Raw genomic sequence first — 17,516 nt, forward strand, 5'->3', positions numbered from 1 at the left:
GGAAATTTAATATGCCAGAAACTAAAAACGGTTCAGCATTAGCAGGATTCAAAAGATTACATGTAGGTGTTTTTGATTCTACTGGAGAAAAAATCGAAACAAAATACGTATGGGAAGACGAAAAAGGTGGAACGGTTAACCTTAACATTACTGGTCTAACACCAGAATTAGTTGATATGTGGGCTTCTAACAAGCGTGTATGGATGAAAAAACAAGGTACAGGCGAAGTTAAATCTGATATGGATTTATTTAATATTCCAACAGACCACCTAGATAAAGTACTAGGTCGAGATAAAGATGAAAACGGAACTTCATGGGTAGGAGAAGATACTAGAGCGCCTTATGTTGCAATTGTTGGAGAATCTTCAAACGCTATTACTGGGGACCCGATTTATTGTGCATTGGTGAAAGGTACTTTAGGATTAGAATCTATTGAAACAAAAACTAAAGAGCAAAATGAAGAAGCGCCAGAGCCAACTAAATTAGCTGGTGACTGGATGAATAGAACAATTGATGGAAAAAGTCGTGTTTATGGATATCACGAAGGAGAAACAGGCGCTGACGAATTCATGAAATTAGTATTCCCAGGATATGTAGAAAGCGAAGAAGGTTCGCCCTAATAATCCCCAAAATGTCGAAGTGACAGGTCGAACAACTTCGGCAGTCATTGAGGCAGAATAGGGGAAAGAAAGGATGAATGATATGTCCGAAACTTTTAAAGTTTACAAAGGTGATGAAGTTGTAGGTGAAATGGTTAAAAGTGAAGTTGGTAAAACTAAAATCACTATTAATAACTTAGAACCTGGCACTGAATATGTTGAAGGCACTTTCCACATTGTGTTAGTTAATGAACATGGAGAGTCTGAAAAACAAACAGTACCAACATTTAAAACTAAAGAATCGAAGAGAAAGAAAACTAAACAATAGAGGGCAGTGAATAACTGCCTTCTTTTTTATTTGCGCAAATAAAAAAACAAAACATCGGAGGAATTATAAATGATTAAATTTGAAATTAAAAACCGTGAAACAGGCAAGAAAGAGTCGTATTTAAAAGAGGACATTAGTTTAATTGAAGCGGAAAGATTCTATGAGTTTCAAGAAAAACAAAAGCAAGAAAGTGAAAAAGCAAGAAAGAAAGCTGTTGCTGTAGTTGAAAAAGAATACGGCACTGAATTTGAAAACCCAGAATTTTATGTACAGCTATTACAACAAAATTTTAACGAAATTATTGATGGCAAAAAGTTAAGACAAATGGAACGTGAATATTTTGTGAGTTTATTTGCTGATCAAGGCTTAACAGAAAAAGATATTTTAGAAAATATGAGTACTAAACTTTACAACAAAATTTCTGAGGATATATTTCGTGAAATCTCTGGAGAAGATGAAGAAAGTGACGAAGATGAATCAGAAGAAGTGGGAAAGAGCGAGAAACAATAACAATAAAAGATGTTTTATCGAACTTCGATAAAATCAGACATATTTGTGCAGACAGGTATGGATGGGATTTTAAAACAACTAATAACCAACCATACCTACTCTTACTTAAAATGTTGAATTCAACAAATGAACCTGAGAATAGTCCGGAAGAAAAACAAGCTACTGTGACAAAACAAGAACCTATAACAGGCGAAGGGTTAAGAGCGTTGTTTGGTGGTGGATAGAAAGGAGGAGTTAAATGCCTAATGAAAAATTACAAGGTTTAACCCTTGAGATGACACTTGATGCCATTGGTGTGCAAGAGGGTATGAAAGGTCTTAAAAGACAACTTGGTGTCGTTAATAGTGAGATGAAATCCAACTTATCTGCTTTTGATAAATCTGAAAAGTCTATGAAGCAATACGAAACAAGATTGCAAGGATTGAACAATAAGTTAACTGTTCAAAAGAAAATGTATGGACAAGCTAAGCAAGACTTAGATGATTTGAATAAAAGTTATCAAAAAGCAGGTACAGAAGTTAAAAAAGTGGAGTCTCAACTCTCTAAGTTAACTGACGAGCATAAAAAGAACGACCAAGCCCTAAAGAAGTCCAATGACGAAATTAAAAGGTCAAATGATAATCTTAAAAAAGCCAGACTGCAACAAAAAGTCGTTAATGATGAAAAAACTAAAGCCAAACAAAAATTAGATCAATTAAGACAAGCAGAAAAACAACTTCGAGATTCTGGTAAAGCTTCGACGGAACAAATTAAAAAAGCTAGTAACGCAACAAAGCAACAAAGACAAGCACATCAAAATTTAGTCGAACAATATAAAAAAGAACGTGCTACTGTTAAACAATTATCAGATAGACATAAAGAATTAAAAGGTCAAAACGATAAAGTTAAACAATCTTATAAACAATCTAGTTCAGAATTAAAAAACGCACAAAACCAACACAAAAAGTTAAATAAAGAAATCCAAGATTACACAAAAAATCAAGCAGAAGCAGTTAAAAAAATTAATAGTGAAAAAACATCACTAAATAATCTTGAAAGAGCGATTGAAAAAACATCAAAAGAAATGAAGTTGTTTAACCGTGAGCAGGCTTTAGCAAATAGTAGTTTTACCAAAACTGCAGAGAAATTTGATAAAATGAGTGATTCATTTGGCAGATTTGGTATGGGCATGCAGTCTATAGGACGTAATATGTCAATGTATGTTACAACTCCTGTGGTTGGAGCTCTAGGTGCTTCTACTAAAGCTGTTATTGACTTTGATAGCGCTATGGCAGGTGTTAATAAAACAGTTGATTTATCTGCATCTGAATACAAAAAGATGTCTAATGATATTGTGAATATGTCTAAAAAACTACCAGTTGCTACAACTGATATTGCTGCAGTTGCTGAAAGCGCAGGTCAATTAGGTATTAAAAAATCTGCTATTTTAGATTTTACAAAAACAGTTATTGACTTAGGAGAATCAACCAACTTAACAAGAGAACAAGCTGCAACTGAATTCGCAAGATTCGCAAACATTGTAGATATGCCACAAAAATCATTCGACAGATTAGGCTCTAGTATCGTTGCTTTAGGTAATACGACTGCTACGACTGAATCAGAAATCATGAGTATGTCTATGCGTATAGCTGCACAAGGTAAACTTGTGAACATGTCTGAATCAGATATCACTGCTTTAGCTGCTACTATGTCTTCATTAGGTATAGAGGCAGAGGCCGGTGGTACAGCGATGACAACTGTCCTTAAAAAGATAGACAAAGCAGTTGGCAAAGGTGGTAAAGAAATCAAAGCCTTTTCAGATGCAAGTGGTGTATCTGCTAAGGAATTTAAAGAACAGTGGGAAAACGATCCTATAAAAGCTTTAGATACATTTATTGGTGGTTTATCCGAATCTAAAAAGGAAGGGAAAAACCTTTCTGAGATACTAGCAGATTTGGGGATTAAAGGTATACGAGAATCGGACACAATACTACGTATGGCTAATAATCATAAGTTGTTAGGGCAATCAGTTAAAACATCAGGTAAAGCTTGGAAAGAAAATAAAGCGTTAGAGAAAGAGGCTAATCAGCGATATAAAACTATGGCGTCTCAAATACAAGTTTTCAAAAATCAATTAGTTGCTTTAGGAATTGATATTGGAAATCATATAGCGCCGACAGTTGTTGGAATCACTAAAACATTAGGTAGATGGACTGAAAGTTTTCAAAAGTTACCTAAACCTATGAAATCAGTTAGTATAGGTCTCGGATTAATTGCTGCTGCTACTGGACCTGTTTTACTTGCTACAGGTTTATTAATCCGTGGTATTGGTTCAGCAATGAAAGGATATGCGGGACTTAACAGAGTTATGGCCAAAAACAGTATTGAAGCTGGAGTTAACGCAACTGCACATTCAGCTGCAGGAACTGCTATGATGACGACTAACTCTAAAAATGCAAAAGGCTTAACGCGACTCACTAACATGATAGGTCTTACAGGTAAAAATACAGGCAAGCTAACTACTGTTTTAAAAACAGGTGCAAAAGGTTTAGGTGTATTTGGACTTGCTATAACAGCAGTTGCAGGCGTTCTCACATATGCATATAAGAACATAGATTGGTTTAGAGATGGTGTACAGAACTTAGGTACATTGTTTAAGCAAATAGGAGACGGCTTTGATTGGTCTTGGATTAAGTCGACAGGAGATTGGTTTAAAAAAGCCGGTAGTGCAACTAAAGACTTTGGGACAAAATTATTAGAGTTAAGCCCTTATATGCAATTAGCAAAAGTTTATTTTGGTAAATTAGATGACGCAGTTAGCAAATCATCCGATACAGTTGATTTATATAGCAGCGGCGTCTCAAAAGGAACCAAAAAAGCTTTAAGTAAATATACAGATTTGTCTGAGAAGGCAAGAGTTAAGTTAGAAGAAATTAGAATAAGTCATGATGTTATTGGTAATGCGCAATATAAAGATATTACAGATTTATATGAAAGTATCAATAAAGAAGTTCAGAGTAAGTTAGAAGAAAGACATAAAAACGAAATGTCTACTTTGACAAAGCTTTTTAATGAATCGGATGCACTATCTGATAAACGAGAACAAGAAATAATTAGTAAGACTAAAAAAGAAAATCAAAGAGAAATAGATGATACCGTCAGAATTAACCAACAAATTCAAGATATTGTTCAAAAAGCTAAAGAAGAAAAACGAGTATTAACTGAACAAGAAAATGAGAAGATTGCAAAACTTCAAACTAAATTAGATAAACAAGTCACTGGTTCTTTATCAGAGAGCGAAAAAGAACAAAAAGTTATTTTAGAGAGAATGAAAACTAACCAATCGGCTTTATCTATCCAAGCAGCATCTAACGTTATTAAAGATAGTGCTAAAGCACGTGACAAGTCTATTGGTGATGCCAAGAAAAAACGTGATGATGTTATTAAATGGGCTATCGAACAACGAGATGTGTCTAAGAACATATCTAAAGAAGAAGCAGATAAAATAATAAAAGATGCTAACGATAAATATGAAGAATCAAAAAACAAGGCTGAATTACAACATGAAAAAGTTGTGAGCGAAGCACAGAAGCAAAATAAAGGTGTCAAAGATAATATCGACTCTCAAAACGGTCATGTACTATCGTCTTGGGAGAAAACCAAAAACAAAGTTGGAAAACATGCGGGTAAAATGGCGGGTACAGCAGTTAGTAGTTTTTTACAAACATCTAAAGGAGCTACAAAGTGGCTTGGGAAAGCTACCGGAACAGCTGTAGGTAAATTTAAGACAATATCAAAAGGCGCAGTAGATTGGTTAGGCAGAACTGCGGGAACTGCATCAGGTAAGTTCATTAGTGTTAGTGGTAGTGCTACAAAATGGTTAGGTAAAACTGCTGGTACAGCTTTTAGTAAGTTTGGTAGCGTTTGGAGTTCTGCCAAGGAGAAATTTGACAAAACTAAAGAAAAGGCAAAATCTGCTACAAAAAGTGTGAGCACAAGTGCAGGTAAGTGGTTCGGTAAAACTGCTGGAGCTGCATCATCAAAATTTGGAGATATGTGGAATAGTGCTAAAAGAAACTTTACTAAAGTAGCAAAACATGGCTGGGATAAAGCTAAATCTACGTACAATGGCTTTAAATCATGGTTAGATAGAACATTATCATACATTCGTAATATCGGTTCAGATATGGGCAGAGCAGCGGCAGATTTAGGAATTAAGGTTGCTAATAATGCGATTACTGGACTGAATAGAATGATTAACGGGATTAATAAAATCTCAACTGCTATTACAGGTGAAAGTCTTATTAAATCGATAGACCCTATCCAAAGCGCAGGTACAATTGGTAGAAAACTATCAACGGGTACTACGAGTTCTAGTGTTGCAACTGATTCAGAAGGCGGACTTAAACAAGCCACAATGGCAATCGTGAACGATAAAGGTCCAGGTAATGGCACGGGTGGTTTCACTCAAGAAATCATTGAACGTAAAGATGGTTCGATGTACATGCCAAAAGGTAAAGACGTACCTGTTTTACTTAATCAAGGCGATAAAGTTCATAGTGGCGGTGTAACACAACAACTAGATCAATTAGGTTTATTACCTAGGTTTAGCACGGGTACACCTAAAAAACGATTGGATGAAAAGATATTTGGTGCATTAGGTAGCGCTTTAGGTAGCGCTTCAGGAAAGTTTGGCGTTAAAGTTAGTGAAGCTAAACACGGTATAACTAAAAAAGCTGAAAACGCTATGGAAACGGTTGAGGAAAATGTAAAGTCTGGTGTTTCTAATCTGGGTAAAGGTATTGGCGAAGTAATGGAATGGGCAGAAAAGCCGAAAGAACTTGTAAATGCAGTTATGAAAAAAATGGGCGTTAATTTCGATAACATTCCAGCTTTTACAGGGACATTAGTTCGCTCAGCGTATAAAAAATTAACATCTGGTTTAGTAAATAAAGTCAAAGAAATGTTCGAAGACTTTGGCGGTGGAGGCGGAGATGCGTCTTGGTTACCATGGGATAACGTATGGCAAAGATTTGGTAGTTATACTGGTGGTTTAGCATTTAATGGTGGTAAACACTATGGTATGGACTTTGGTATGACACCAGGTACTCCAGTTTATGCAGTAAAAGGTGGTAAGGCACGGGTATTCGATGATTTCGGTGGAGGACACTCTGTTGAAATTAAAACAGGTGCTAACGAATGGAACTGGTACATGCATTTATCAAAACAACTTGCTAAAAACGGACAAATGGTAAAAGCTGGTCAAAAGATTGCTTTATCTGGTAACTCAGGTAATTATACAGCAGGTTCAGGTCACTTACATTTCCAACTTATGCGTGGAAGTCATGCAGGGAATGATACTGCTATTAACCCAGAGAAATGGCTACGATCATTGAAAAATGGTGTTACAGGTGGAAGTGGTGCAGCTTATGCTAGAAAAATTATTAAGCAAGCTCAAAGTATTTTAGGTGGTCGTTATAAATCTTCTGCCATCACTGAGCATATGATGAATCTAGCTAAACGAGAATCTAATTTTGACCCGAATGCTGTGAATAATTGGGATAGTAACGCTCAAAGAGGTACACCTTCTAAAGGTATGTTCCAAATGATAGAACCGACATTCAGAGCCAATGCAAAACCAGGCTATACTAATTTTTCTAACCCCTTACACCAAGCTATATCTGACCTACGATATATTGTAAGAACGTATGGTTGGGGAGGTTTCCCTAGAGCAGCAGCTGCAGCTTATGCAAATGGTGGTATTTCTTCTACTCATAAGATAGCTGAAATTAGTGAGAATAATAAAGCGGAAGCAATCGTTCCATTAACGAAGCGTACTAGAGCCATTCAGTTAACAGAACAAATCATGGATTACTTAGGTATGGATACATTTAATCCAAGAGTAACAGTTAATAACGATACAAGCATGATGGAGAAATTACTGAAACAGATTGTAGCATTGAACGACAAGTCTAACAGACAGACGGATACGATTATTCAGTTGATTAGACAAATACCGCAAGGTACTGATATGAAAAAGTTAGAGCCTATAGTATCCACTTTGCAAGGTAATAGATTGAATAATGCTAATTATACGATTGGAGGTGCTAGATAGTGCTAGAAGACAGATGGATAAAAATAATTACAGAAAAAGGTACTGTTGACGCACAAGACTTATTACCGGGGTTTATGTTCTCAGAGTTGAGAATGGACTCTCCAGAGGTAGTAAGTAACAATTTAACGATGTCAGGAAAAGACGGAGAAATGCCGGGGCAATTAACCTTTGCCCCTTTTAATATTACAGTTAAATGTGGTTTCGACGGTTGGGATGAATCGGACGCATATTTAGCAGAAATGAAGTTAAGAGAAATCTTTGCGTTACGTGAAAGGTATGTTGTTGTATCTTCTCAAATGCCAAGTGTAAAGTATCCTGTTGAATATATCTCAATCAATCAGAATCTTGAACAAATACCTTTTATTGAATTTGAAGTTAGCTTAAAGGTATATAAAGGTTACTCCGAATCACTATATGAAACAGATGAATATGACAAAACGTCTGACAAATGGCAGTTCGGCAATGGTTTACTTGTGAATGATGATATCAAGTATAAGCATAATACAACGAGCTTTAAGATATTTAATGGGTCGTCTGACACAATCAGACCTTTTCCACATCGGCATAAGTTAATCATAAAACTTAATGTCAATGCGCCTAATGGCTTTAATCTGCATAATCGAACGACTGGTGACGTATTTCAATATAAGAAAGCTATTAAATCAAATCAACAACTCATTATTAATGGTGTTTATCCAACTATTAATGGTAAACGTGTAGGCATAGACACAAATCATGAATGGTTATCGTTAGCACCTGGATATAATGATATAGAAATAATCGGAACGGATATAACAGAGCCAACTGCTGAATTTATATTCCCGTTTATTTATAGGTAGGTGGTTAAATGGATAACTTAATAATTACCAATAGTGCTAACACAGTTTCTGAATTGTTGATTGATTATGATTTATTGTCACTCAAAATCGAACGTGAACGAAATGCGAGTCGTTCTATATCGTTCACTGCTTTTAAAACAAGTTTTGCACCAGATATATATGATTTAATACAAAACGAATCTATTTTAATATTTCGTGGTCAACAGTATGTGATTAAAACAACTGATCCAAAAAGTAATAACGTTACATTAACTAATGATGTTGTGGCACATCACATCATGTTTGAATTCCAAAATCATTTCATAGATAAAGATTTAGAGAACGAAGAAATGAATAACGACAGTGATGAAGAACTACCAACACCAACATGGACTTTAGAGCAATATTTAGACTTCGGTTTCAAAAGCAATAAGCTAGGTTATTCATATAAGATTGTCGGTAAGTTTGACCAACGTATAGCTATTGATGAAGTTGGTGATAAAAACGGTATAGAGTTTCTAGTAGAAGGTGCTGAACTATTTGGTTATATCTTCTATGCTGACAATAAAACAATCTATATATATGATGACGAAAGTTATGAAAGGAAATCTGATGTCGAGTTGATTGGTGGTTATAACGTAGACGAGGCGTCCGTATCGGTTAATACACAAGAACAAAAAACAGTTATAAAAGGTTATGGTAAAAAGAAAACTAAGACTGAAACGAAAAACTATTCGCCATTTAAACCACCTAACTTAACGTACAATGGTACTTTCTTTAAAGAGGGTACTTGGTATACAGAAACGATAAACAACTCATATAATAAGCAATTTACGTGTAAATGGGGTAACGAAACACTTATGTGGACTATAAAAAAAGGTTCATTAGGTGGAATGGTTAAAGCGTACTTAGATAACGAAGAAATCGGTGTTTATAACACTTATAGTAAGACTGCAACGACAGAGCAAATTGTTGTCGCAAAAAACTTATCTAAAGGTACTCATTCGTTCAAAGTAGTTTTTGTTGGTCCTATTCAGAATGTAGATTACAAAAAGAAAAAGCCACGTATGTATGTTGGTACTGAAAAGTCAACAACATTAAACTTAACAGCAGTGTTGAAGGGTGAGGATTTATACCATGTGAGTGACACTTATTACTCACCATACTACGATAAGAACAACCCTAAGCAAGCTGCAACAATCTATGATGATAATATTCTTGATAAAGCAGAATTACGCAAGAAACTTATTCAAGAATTAAATGACGAGCCAGTTGTTGAGTTATCCACTAACTATTTAGATACCGAACAAATTACTGAACGTGATCTTGTTTACTTTAAACACACTGGTTTAGGTTTTGACACAATGTTGAAAGTTATCAAGATAACAGAATCGCATCCATTACTGAACTTACCGGTTGAAGTAGATTTCAGTAACAAAAAGACTGATATCATCAAGATACAACAAACAATTAATAAGCGTATTAAAAATGTAGATAAACAAATCAAGTCGGGTACACTAGGTGGCTCGACTTTTGTTATGCCTAATTTATATTCAGATTCTGTAGGGGTGGTGTTATTAGATGGCTGAAATTAATATCAGATATCTTCAAGATACTGACGGGGATAGATATTTTCCTATGACACATGTTAACGCCATATTAGGCTTAGAAGAATTTGATAATGGCGATGATGTCGAGAATTTACAACAAATCATCAGAAGTCTAAACACAACGATTTCTACCCTACAAAGTAGAGTGTTAACGCTCGAAACAGATACTGAACAAATGAAACAAGATATAGAAATACTGAAAGCATCAATCATTCCACCAGAGGAGGGCGAATAATGAAATTTAATTTACCTATTGAAATAGGTCAAAAGTTTAGAAAAATGGTTATTGAAAACTTTAGATATATTGATTATAAATTTAATCAATATAGGGACATATTCAACAATCATAAAAGTGATAAACACGCACATGACGCATCTAACGTCGACTATAAACAAACTAATGTATCAGATCATTTAGACTATCAACGTAGTCGTATTGAACGATTGGTCTTAGGACATAATGGTGATGGTATACAAGAGTTAACGGATAGCCATGTTGCGATTGATAGCACACCATTCAACGTGTTATCAGAACGTCTGTATTATGATTTCAATAAGATTAATAAGACGATGGAAAGTAATTACAACACGCTAAACAAAAAGATTGAACGTATCATCAATGTAAATGATTATGGTGCCGATCCAACCGGACAAGAAGATAGTACAGAGGCATTTAAAAAAGCATTTGCTAATGGTGGTAGACATGTACACATGACTGAAGGTACTTATATTGTAAGTGGTTTGAAATTACCTAGTAACACAATTTTAAGTGGTGAAGGTTATATAGCGACGACAATCAAATTGTCCGACGACGCACCAGCAGAAAGTATTGTTATTACAAACTTAGATATGAACGGTGTAGCTGAAAATATCGGTGTTGAAGGTTTTTCAGTAGACGGTAATAGAACTAGACAAGGTGGTACTTTAAAAGCTGCGGGTGGTTCACGTTCATCTAATATTCGTCTTGCAGGAGTTAAAAAAGGGTTTGTTAAAAATATCAAATCAGTCAATTCTCTATTACATGGAATTGATGTCACTTATGCAAGTGATGAATATTCATATGCAGGTGATGGTGTTAGAGTACCTAGACATTTAGAATCAGAATATATTTGGATAGACAATTGCGAATCAACAGGGTTTGGTGATGACGGTATTACAACACATCACAGTAGAAAAATCTACATCACGAATAACTATGCACATCACCCATTCGGAAAAGGAAACTCTAACGGTATTGAAGTTGATGATGCTTCCCAATATGTTTATTTAAATAACAATATCACTGAAGAAAACTTTGGAGGACTCGAAATTAAAGGTCATGAGCCAACAAGTTCAGCATCTCATGTATTTGTTAATAATCATATTTCTATTAATGACAATAGATCATACAACATTAGACATATTGGACACCATAAAGCGAGTGATACACAATCTAAAACTGCGTATGATGTTATGTTAAACAACTGTACAGCAGTGACACCTTATATGAATGAGGTTTATCCAGGTTCAACACCTCGTGCAATGGTTATATCAGCATTTAGAAATGTACAAATTAATAATTTCACCGCAATTGGTGATGGTACATTTACAGCAGGTCAACCTGTTATTGCTATTCAGTATAGAGCAGAAAATGTAACGTTTAATGGTTTGAATATAAGAGGGTTTAAAAATGCAAGTGCTGATGTTCAAATATACGGTGGCGCTAATAGACCTAAGAAAATAACGATTAGCAATTTCAATATCATAGATTCATCTTCCAACATTGGTATAGCCAACGGTTCTAAAGTATATGACACAAAAATTATCGGTGGAAATATGCAAGGTCAAGGTACTGGTACTGCTATATTTAGTTATAACAATAACACTGAAATTATCGGAGTTATGGCAGAAAAGTATGCTAACCAAGCTGATTTAGCAGGTAAATTGTATAAAATCATGCCAACAGTTACAAAAGGTGGTTTTAGTGGTGGCACAACTGGTGGTGGTGCGATTGCTCAACGTTCAGCGGCAATTGCGAGTACAGGTGGCTCGTATGCTCATAGTGACCGTTCATGGATAGCTGGAGTTGGTGCAAACTCACAGGCTTATGGTTCACGTAGTGCAGTTATTAACTCACTCGAATCAGAAACATTACCTGGTGCTTATTGTCAGACAATCGTTAATAGCCGTGGCGTTAAATCACCTGGTAACTATCATTTCTTATTAGGCTATGGCGTAAACGGTGCTGATTATGCAAATACAACAATTGATATGAGTTCATTAAGTGGAAATATCAAAACAAAAGGTACAGTATCATCTGGACAAAACTTCGGTGACTATGCTGAGTATTTTGAATCACAAAGTGGTCAAGCTATACCTAATGGAACAATAGTTACACTGGATGGTCGTTATATCAGAAAAGCACAAACTAATGATAAACCAATAGGTGTTATCTCTGGTACAGCAGGTGTTATCTTAGGTGACCAAATGTTCCACCATAAAGATAAGTTCTTAAAAGATGAGTTCGGCGTAACGCTTACTGAATGGCAAACGAAAGAATGGCAAGATGATGAAGGTAATTGGTATTCAGAAGAAGTTGAAATTCCTATCCTTAATCCAGATTACGTTGAATACGAAGATGATTATATTCCACGTTCAGAACGACCAGAGTGGAATGTAGTTGGTTTAGTTGGTCAAGTGTTCACAAGGTTTAAAGGTGAATTAAAACCTAATGACTATATCAAAGCTGAAAATGGTGTAGGCGTACGTGATAATGTAAATGGTAATTATAGAGTGTTAGAAATTACAACACCATTTAACAGTGAAAAAGGATATGGCGTAGCAGTCGTATTAATAAAATAAGGAGTGATGACATGGTGAACGGTATAGATAAAAAAGCCTTATTTAGATTAAAAGCAGAACCATATTTGAAACCAATCTCTGATTTAGGGGTTGGTTTTTATAATTTAGATGAAAATACTGCAAAGATTGAATTTCAGTTGTATAACACTAAAGGACCACTATTAATCAGTGAGAATAATATTGATGCGTCCGCTTATTTCGAATCGGCAAATGGCAGTGCATCTGATGTTATTGATTTAGAAGTACTAGACGGGTTGAACGGTATTGTTGGCATCACACTTGATAAAGAGTTCTTACAAGCTAGTACATCAACTAAAGTTACGGGTCAAGTATATATTGGCGTGAATAACGTAGATAATGACCCTAAAAATAATGAAGTTGCAGTATTTAGAGAATTTACTTTTGAAGTAGCAGATGCGTTGATTAACAAAATATCTTCATTCACTAAGATTGAATATATAAGAATGTTCGATCAGTTAAAAGCTAGAATATTACAACGTGTAAACGACATCGAACAAGCAATTGCTAATGGTGATGATTATGTGGCAGAAATGAAAACTGTAAAAGAACAAGGTATCAATCAAATTAACCAAACCGTGACAGAAGGTAAAGCATATATAGATAGTATTATTGCACAAGCACAAACAAACATTAACGATACTGCTACAAGTGCTATTGGTGATGTGAAAATTGCTAAAGATAATGCTATTTCAACGATGAACGATAAGGTAGAAGAAAGTGTAAGTAATGTAGAAAACGTTTCTAACGATGCAGTTGTACACGTAGACGAAAAACTAAATGAATTTAATCAAGCTATTACTGATAACGAATTTGTTAAACCAGAAGGGTTAAATGATAAATTAAGTAGTTTAACGTGGCAAAAGTATAAGTTAACACAAGACGATGGTAAACCAACGTTCTATACAGCCGTTGACCCTGTAACTTTACCACCTGGTCAATATCAAATTTCTTATATGAAGAATAACCCATTTAATAACAGTGGGTCAGCGATGTATAACGTTGAGATATTGCAAGGAATTGATAATACAAAACAGATATTTGCAGTTGTAAGTTACTCTGGACAAGTATTCATTAAAAACATTCATAAAGGCTCTGATTTAGGCTGGAAAGAATTGACGAAAACACAAACTGATACTGGTTGGATACCTTTTAATTTAATCAATGGTGCGTTAAGTAACACTGCTTATAAAGGTTTTACAGGTAACGGTTTTGATTGTGCTTATAAAACAATTACGAACGGTAGTATAATAACGAAAAAACTAAGAATTAATGGTTCTAACTTAACGCCTGGTCAAGTTATAGCACAATTACCAGTAAACTTTGCAAAAAATACACAAGTGTATCCTGTAAGCGTTCCTGGTTCTAATGAGAGTGCTTATATAGTGATTAGACCGAACGGAGAAGTTAGGTTTAATTTATCTAATAGTGATGATAGTTGGAATGAAGAAAGGTACGCTTATGCAGAACTAACATGGCATGATTAAGGAGGAAACTAAATGAAAATAGTTTATTTATATGATGGTACGCCTTTTATAGTTAAGTTAAATGAAGAAGGAGAATATGTTTATCCAAATGATGAATATACGGAAGTACCACCACCAGAGGGCATATATCAACCGTTCTACTATGACGGTAATGAATGGATAGGTACAAGTAAAGAAGAATGGGAAGCTATGCAAGAAAGACCACCATTAACACCGAAGGCAATAGAGTTATTAGTCGCTCAGTTACAAATGCAAGTCATGATAGGTAACAAAAAGACAAAAGAACTTGAAGATAAATTGAAAATTAGCGAAAAAACTTTAGCAGAAACAGTGATGAAAGTTGCAGAACTAGAAAACAAATACGGAGGTAACGCCTAATGTTTCCATCATTTGAAAGTATTAAATATTTTTATGATATCAACTGTTATACAAACGCAGATATTAAAATATATTACGATTATGGTTGTATTACTAAAGAACAGTACAAAGAAATAACTGGGGAAAATTTACCAGAATAAACCACAAGGCACTGATTAATTTCAGTGTCTTTTTTTATATAAATAAATTACAGAGAGTGGGTGTTGTATGAACAAGATGTCCTTACCAGAAATAATTTCAAGCACGCTACTGTTCGGCTTGGGTGTATTTAGCTTATGGCGTGGTTTGTTCTTTGCTATTCAACAAGAAACGGTATTAAGCGATTCAGAATTTTATAAAGCTTTACATCAATTTATGCCTATTTGGATATGGGGGATATTGATGGCTATATCAAGTTTATTTTTGATTTATTCAAGTTGGTTGATGCCTAAACGTAATAGCCTTTTTCATTGGGTATTATTTCTAGGAGGTCTGACATGTTCGTTCATGTATTTAATGATGACAAGCGCAGGTTTGTTCAATGCTATTAATTGGATAGCACCTATGCAATTTGCGACATTAAGTGCTATTTGTGGTGTGATTGCGTTTTTCGGGGGTGCAGAGATTTATGCCAGACGAAAATAGATATGTATTAAAAACTGACCATATAGCTGATATAAGCAAGCTGACGGGTCGTATTAAAGATGTTGATAGCAAACATATGGAATTGCACAATGATTTAAAACTTACTATAAACACCCTATCAATTAGTACACAAGCGTTAACTGAAACGAGCAAGAAAACAAACCATATTTTAGAATCAATTGATGAAAAGATGGATGGATATAATGATCGTATTAAAAATGTAGAGTTTAATGTTGAAACTACTACTAAGCGTGTAGATAGTATTGAAAATTCAGTATCGGAACGCAAACAAGGCAACATACAGTTGTGGGTCGCAATAATCGGTACATTAGGAACTGTTATTGTTGGGGCTTTAGCGTTTGCACAAGTATTTTTCTAAGGAGGATAACTAATGAAAATTAACTGGAAAGTTCGTATCAAACAAAAATCATTTTGGATAGCCATTATATCGGCTATCCTTTTGTTTGCTCAACAAGTATCGGGTGCATTTGATTACGACATCACAGTGTATACAGACCAAATCACTAATATCGTGAACAGTGTGTTAGGTGTGTTAGTGTTACTAGGCGTGGTACAAGACCCTACAACTAGAGGGATAAATGACTCAACGCAAGCTCAACAATATAACGAACCAAAATAAGTCGGCTAATTAGTCGGCTTTTTTTAATACAATAAAAGGAGTGTTATAATTAATGAAAAAACGAGATGGTGTTAAATGGGCAGTTAGTAATATAGGAAATAGGCTTACAGATGGTCAAGAATATGGAGCGCAATGTGCAACATTTGTAATAGAGTTTACCAAAAAGCATTGGAAAGTTCATCCAACTGGTAACGCAAAAGATTTTATCAACTTCAAATGGCCAAAAGGTTTCCAAGTTATAAAAGGTAAAAATCAAATACCACAACCAGGTGATATCTTTGTATTCGACGGGAAACATGGACACACAGGTATTGTTACTGAGGCTAACGCTAAATATTTTAACAGTATAGACCAAAATTGGTTTAATGCTAATTTAAATACTGGTAGTCCTGCAGCATTTGTAGAAGATCATGAATATACAGATTTTTTAGGTGTTATCAGACCACCTTATGAAGATGCAGAAAAAGGTGCAGTCAAGAAATCAACTAAAATTGAAACGATTAATAGAACTATCAACTACAAAATGGCTAATCGCTCAGGAAGGTTAAAAGGTGTTGTTATTCATAACACAGCAGGTAGCGCTACTGCTAAACAAGATTATAATAATCTACAAAGTACTTCTGTTGCTCGATATGAAGCTGGTATTGCTCATTATTACATTGACAGAAATACAGTTTGGCGTGCGATTGATACGTTCAGTGTTGCATGGCATACTGCTAATCAAGACGGTAATAATAGTTATATTGGCTATGAAGTGAACGAATCATTGAGCGCTAGCGATAAGAATTTCTTAGCAAACGAGCAAGCAACATTTAAAAAAGCAGCTGCAGATTTACTTTATTATGGTTTACCTGTTAATCGTTCTACCGTGAGGTTACATTGTGAATTTGTACCAACTGCTTGTCCACATAGAAGTATGACAATTCATACAGGTTGGAATCCAGTTACAAAAGGTGCTGCACCATCTAATATTGTTAATCAGTTAAAAGATTATTTCATTAAAGAAATTACAAAGTATTACAACGATCCATCATTACCTGCAGGTAGTCCATCAACTGATGCAGTTGTGAAAGCTACAAAACCATCAACTGTTAAACCAAATCAAGCTAAAACAAATACAGTTGTTTCTAAAAATGTAGGAAATGGTTGGAAGAAAAATAAATACGGTATCTTGTGGAAAAAAGAAAAAGGTACGTTCACTTGTAAAGCTAAAGATGGAATAGTTACAAGATATAAAGGACCAAGTATTCATAATCCTATTGCTGGTGGATTAGAATATAATCAATCTGTTAACTACAATGAAATACAAGACTATGAAGGTTATATCTGGATAAGTTGGGAAGTATACAGTGGTGCAACTGTTTATATGCCAATTGGTAAGTCAAATGGTAAAGGACAACGAGTTGGTAGTGCTTGGGGTACATTTAAATAAAAAGTTATGATATACTAAAATCATAGAGTAATTACTTGGTTACTCTCTCAAATTTCATAGACGTCAAAAGGCCCTATCTAGCGGAAACTAGGTAGGGTTATTTTTTATGCCTAAAATATGGTATACTATACATAGTA

Annotated in this window: 15 protein-coding genes; all 15 read left to right on the plus strand. The window is 34.9% G+C overall.

From position 1 onward, the window contains the following. Positions 1-11: 11 nt before the first annotated feature. The 15 genes from LQ673_RS00905 (at position 12) to LQ673_RS00975 (ending at position 17,379) form a co-directional block, all read left to right on the plus strand. A complete protein-coding gene (locus tag LQ673_RS00905; RefSeq protein WP_239704702.1) occupies positions 12-620 on the plus strand; it encodes a major tail protein in 609 nt (202 codons plus the stop codon). 73 nt (positions 621-693) lie between these two features. After that, on the plus strand, positions 694-927 hold the full coding sequence (locus LQ673_RS00910) for a fibronectin type III domain-containing protein (protein WP_231401437.1): 234 nt from the start codon (positions 694-696) through the stop codon (positions 925-927). Between the two features lie 69 nt (positions 928-996). Next, positions 997-1,437, plus strand: a complete 441-nt coding sequence (locus tag LQ673_RS00915) for a hypothetical protein (RefSeq protein ID WP_196968101.1) — start codon at positions 997-999, stop codon at positions 1,435-1,437. Between the two features lie 238 nt (positions 1,438-1,675). Then, positions 1,676-7,531: a phage tail tape measure protein gene (locus tag LQ673_RS00920; RefSeq protein WP_239744975.1), complete on the plus strand. Its 5,856-nt coding sequence runs from the start codon at positions 1,676-1,678 to the stop codon at positions 7,529-7,531. Further along, complete coding sequence (locus LQ673_RS00925; RefSeq protein ID WP_239744978.1) at positions 7,531-8,370, plus strand: phage tail domain-containing protein; 840 nt, start codon at positions 7,531-7,533, stop codon at positions 8,368-8,370. The genes LQ673_RS00920 and LQ673_RS00925 overlap by 1 nt, the downstream gene beginning before the upstream one ends. Positions 8,371-8,378: 8 nt before the next feature. Further along, positions 8,379-9,938: a prophage endopeptidase tail family protein gene (locus LQ673_RS00930; RefSeq protein ID WP_239704697.1), complete on the plus strand. Its 1,560-nt coding sequence runs from the start codon at positions 8,379-8,381 to the stop codon at positions 9,936-9,938. Continuing rightward, a complete protein-coding gene (locus LQ673_RS00935) occupies positions 9,931-10,194 on the plus strand; it encodes a hypothetical protein (RefSeq protein ID WP_239704695.1) in 264 nt (87 codons plus the stop codon). The genes LQ673_RS00930 and LQ673_RS00935 overlap by 8 nt, the downstream gene beginning before the upstream one ends. Further along, on the plus strand, positions 10,194-12,800 hold the full coding sequence (locus LQ673_RS00940) for a peptidase G2 autoproteolytic cleavage domain-containing protein (RefSeq protein ID WP_239744979.1): 2,607 nt from the start codon (positions 10,194-10,196) through the stop codon (positions 12,798-12,800). Before LQ673_RS00935 ends, LQ673_RS00940 begins: the two co-directional genes overlap by 1 nt. An 11-nt stretch (positions 12,801-12,811) precedes the next feature. Next, a complete protein-coding gene (locus LQ673_RS00945) occupies positions 12,812-14,305 on the plus strand; it encodes a phage baseplate upper protein (RefSeq protein ID WP_239744981.1) in 1,494 nt (497 codons plus the stop codon). A 12-nt stretch (positions 14,306-14,317) separates the two neighbouring features. Further along, complete coding sequence (locus LQ673_RS00950; RefSeq protein WP_239744982.1) at positions 14,318-14,683, plus strand: hypothetical protein; 366 nt, start codon at positions 14,318-14,320, stop codon at positions 14,681-14,683. Then, a complete protein-coding gene (locus LQ673_RS00955; RefSeq protein WP_239733974.1) occupies positions 14,683-14,823 on the plus strand; it encodes an XkdX family protein in 141 nt (46 codons plus the stop codon). The genes LQ673_RS00950 and LQ673_RS00955 overlap by 1 nt, the downstream gene beginning before the upstream one ends. Before the next feature lie 67 nt (positions 14,824-14,890). After that, positions 14,891-15,307 carry a hypothetical protein gene (locus tag LQ673_RS00960; protein ID WP_239744983.1) on the plus strand — a complete coding sequence of 139 codons (417 nt, stop codon included), beginning with the start codon at positions 14,891-14,893 and terminating at the stop codon, positions 15,305-15,307. Continuing rightward, positions 15,291-15,686, plus strand: coding sequence for a hypothetical protein (locus LQ673_RS00965; protein WP_239744984.1), 396 nt, complete (start codon positions 15,291-15,293; stop codon positions 15,684-15,686). Before LQ673_RS00960 ends, LQ673_RS00965 begins: the two co-directional genes overlap by 17 nt. 12 nt (positions 15,687-15,698) lie before the next feature. Further along, positions 15,699-15,947 carry a phage holin gene (locus LQ673_RS00970; RefSeq protein ID WP_239744985.1) on the plus strand — a complete coding sequence of 83 codons (249 nt, stop codon included), beginning with the start codon at positions 15,699-15,701 and terminating at the stop codon, positions 15,945-15,947. 52 nt (positions 15,948-15,999) lie between these two features. Continuing rightward, positions 16,000-17,379, plus strand: coding sequence for an SH3 domain-containing protein (locus LQ673_RS00975; protein WP_239744986.1), 1,380 nt, complete (start codon positions 16,000-16,002; stop codon positions 17,377-17,379). Positions 17,380-17,516 lie beyond the last annotated feature (137 nt).

The organism is Mammaliicoccus sp. O-M54 (genome assembly GCF_022386035.1).
In the GTDB taxonomy this organism is placed as follows: Bacteria; Bacillota; Bacilli; order Staphylococcales; family Staphylococcaceae; genus Mammaliicoccus; species Mammaliicoccus sciuri_A.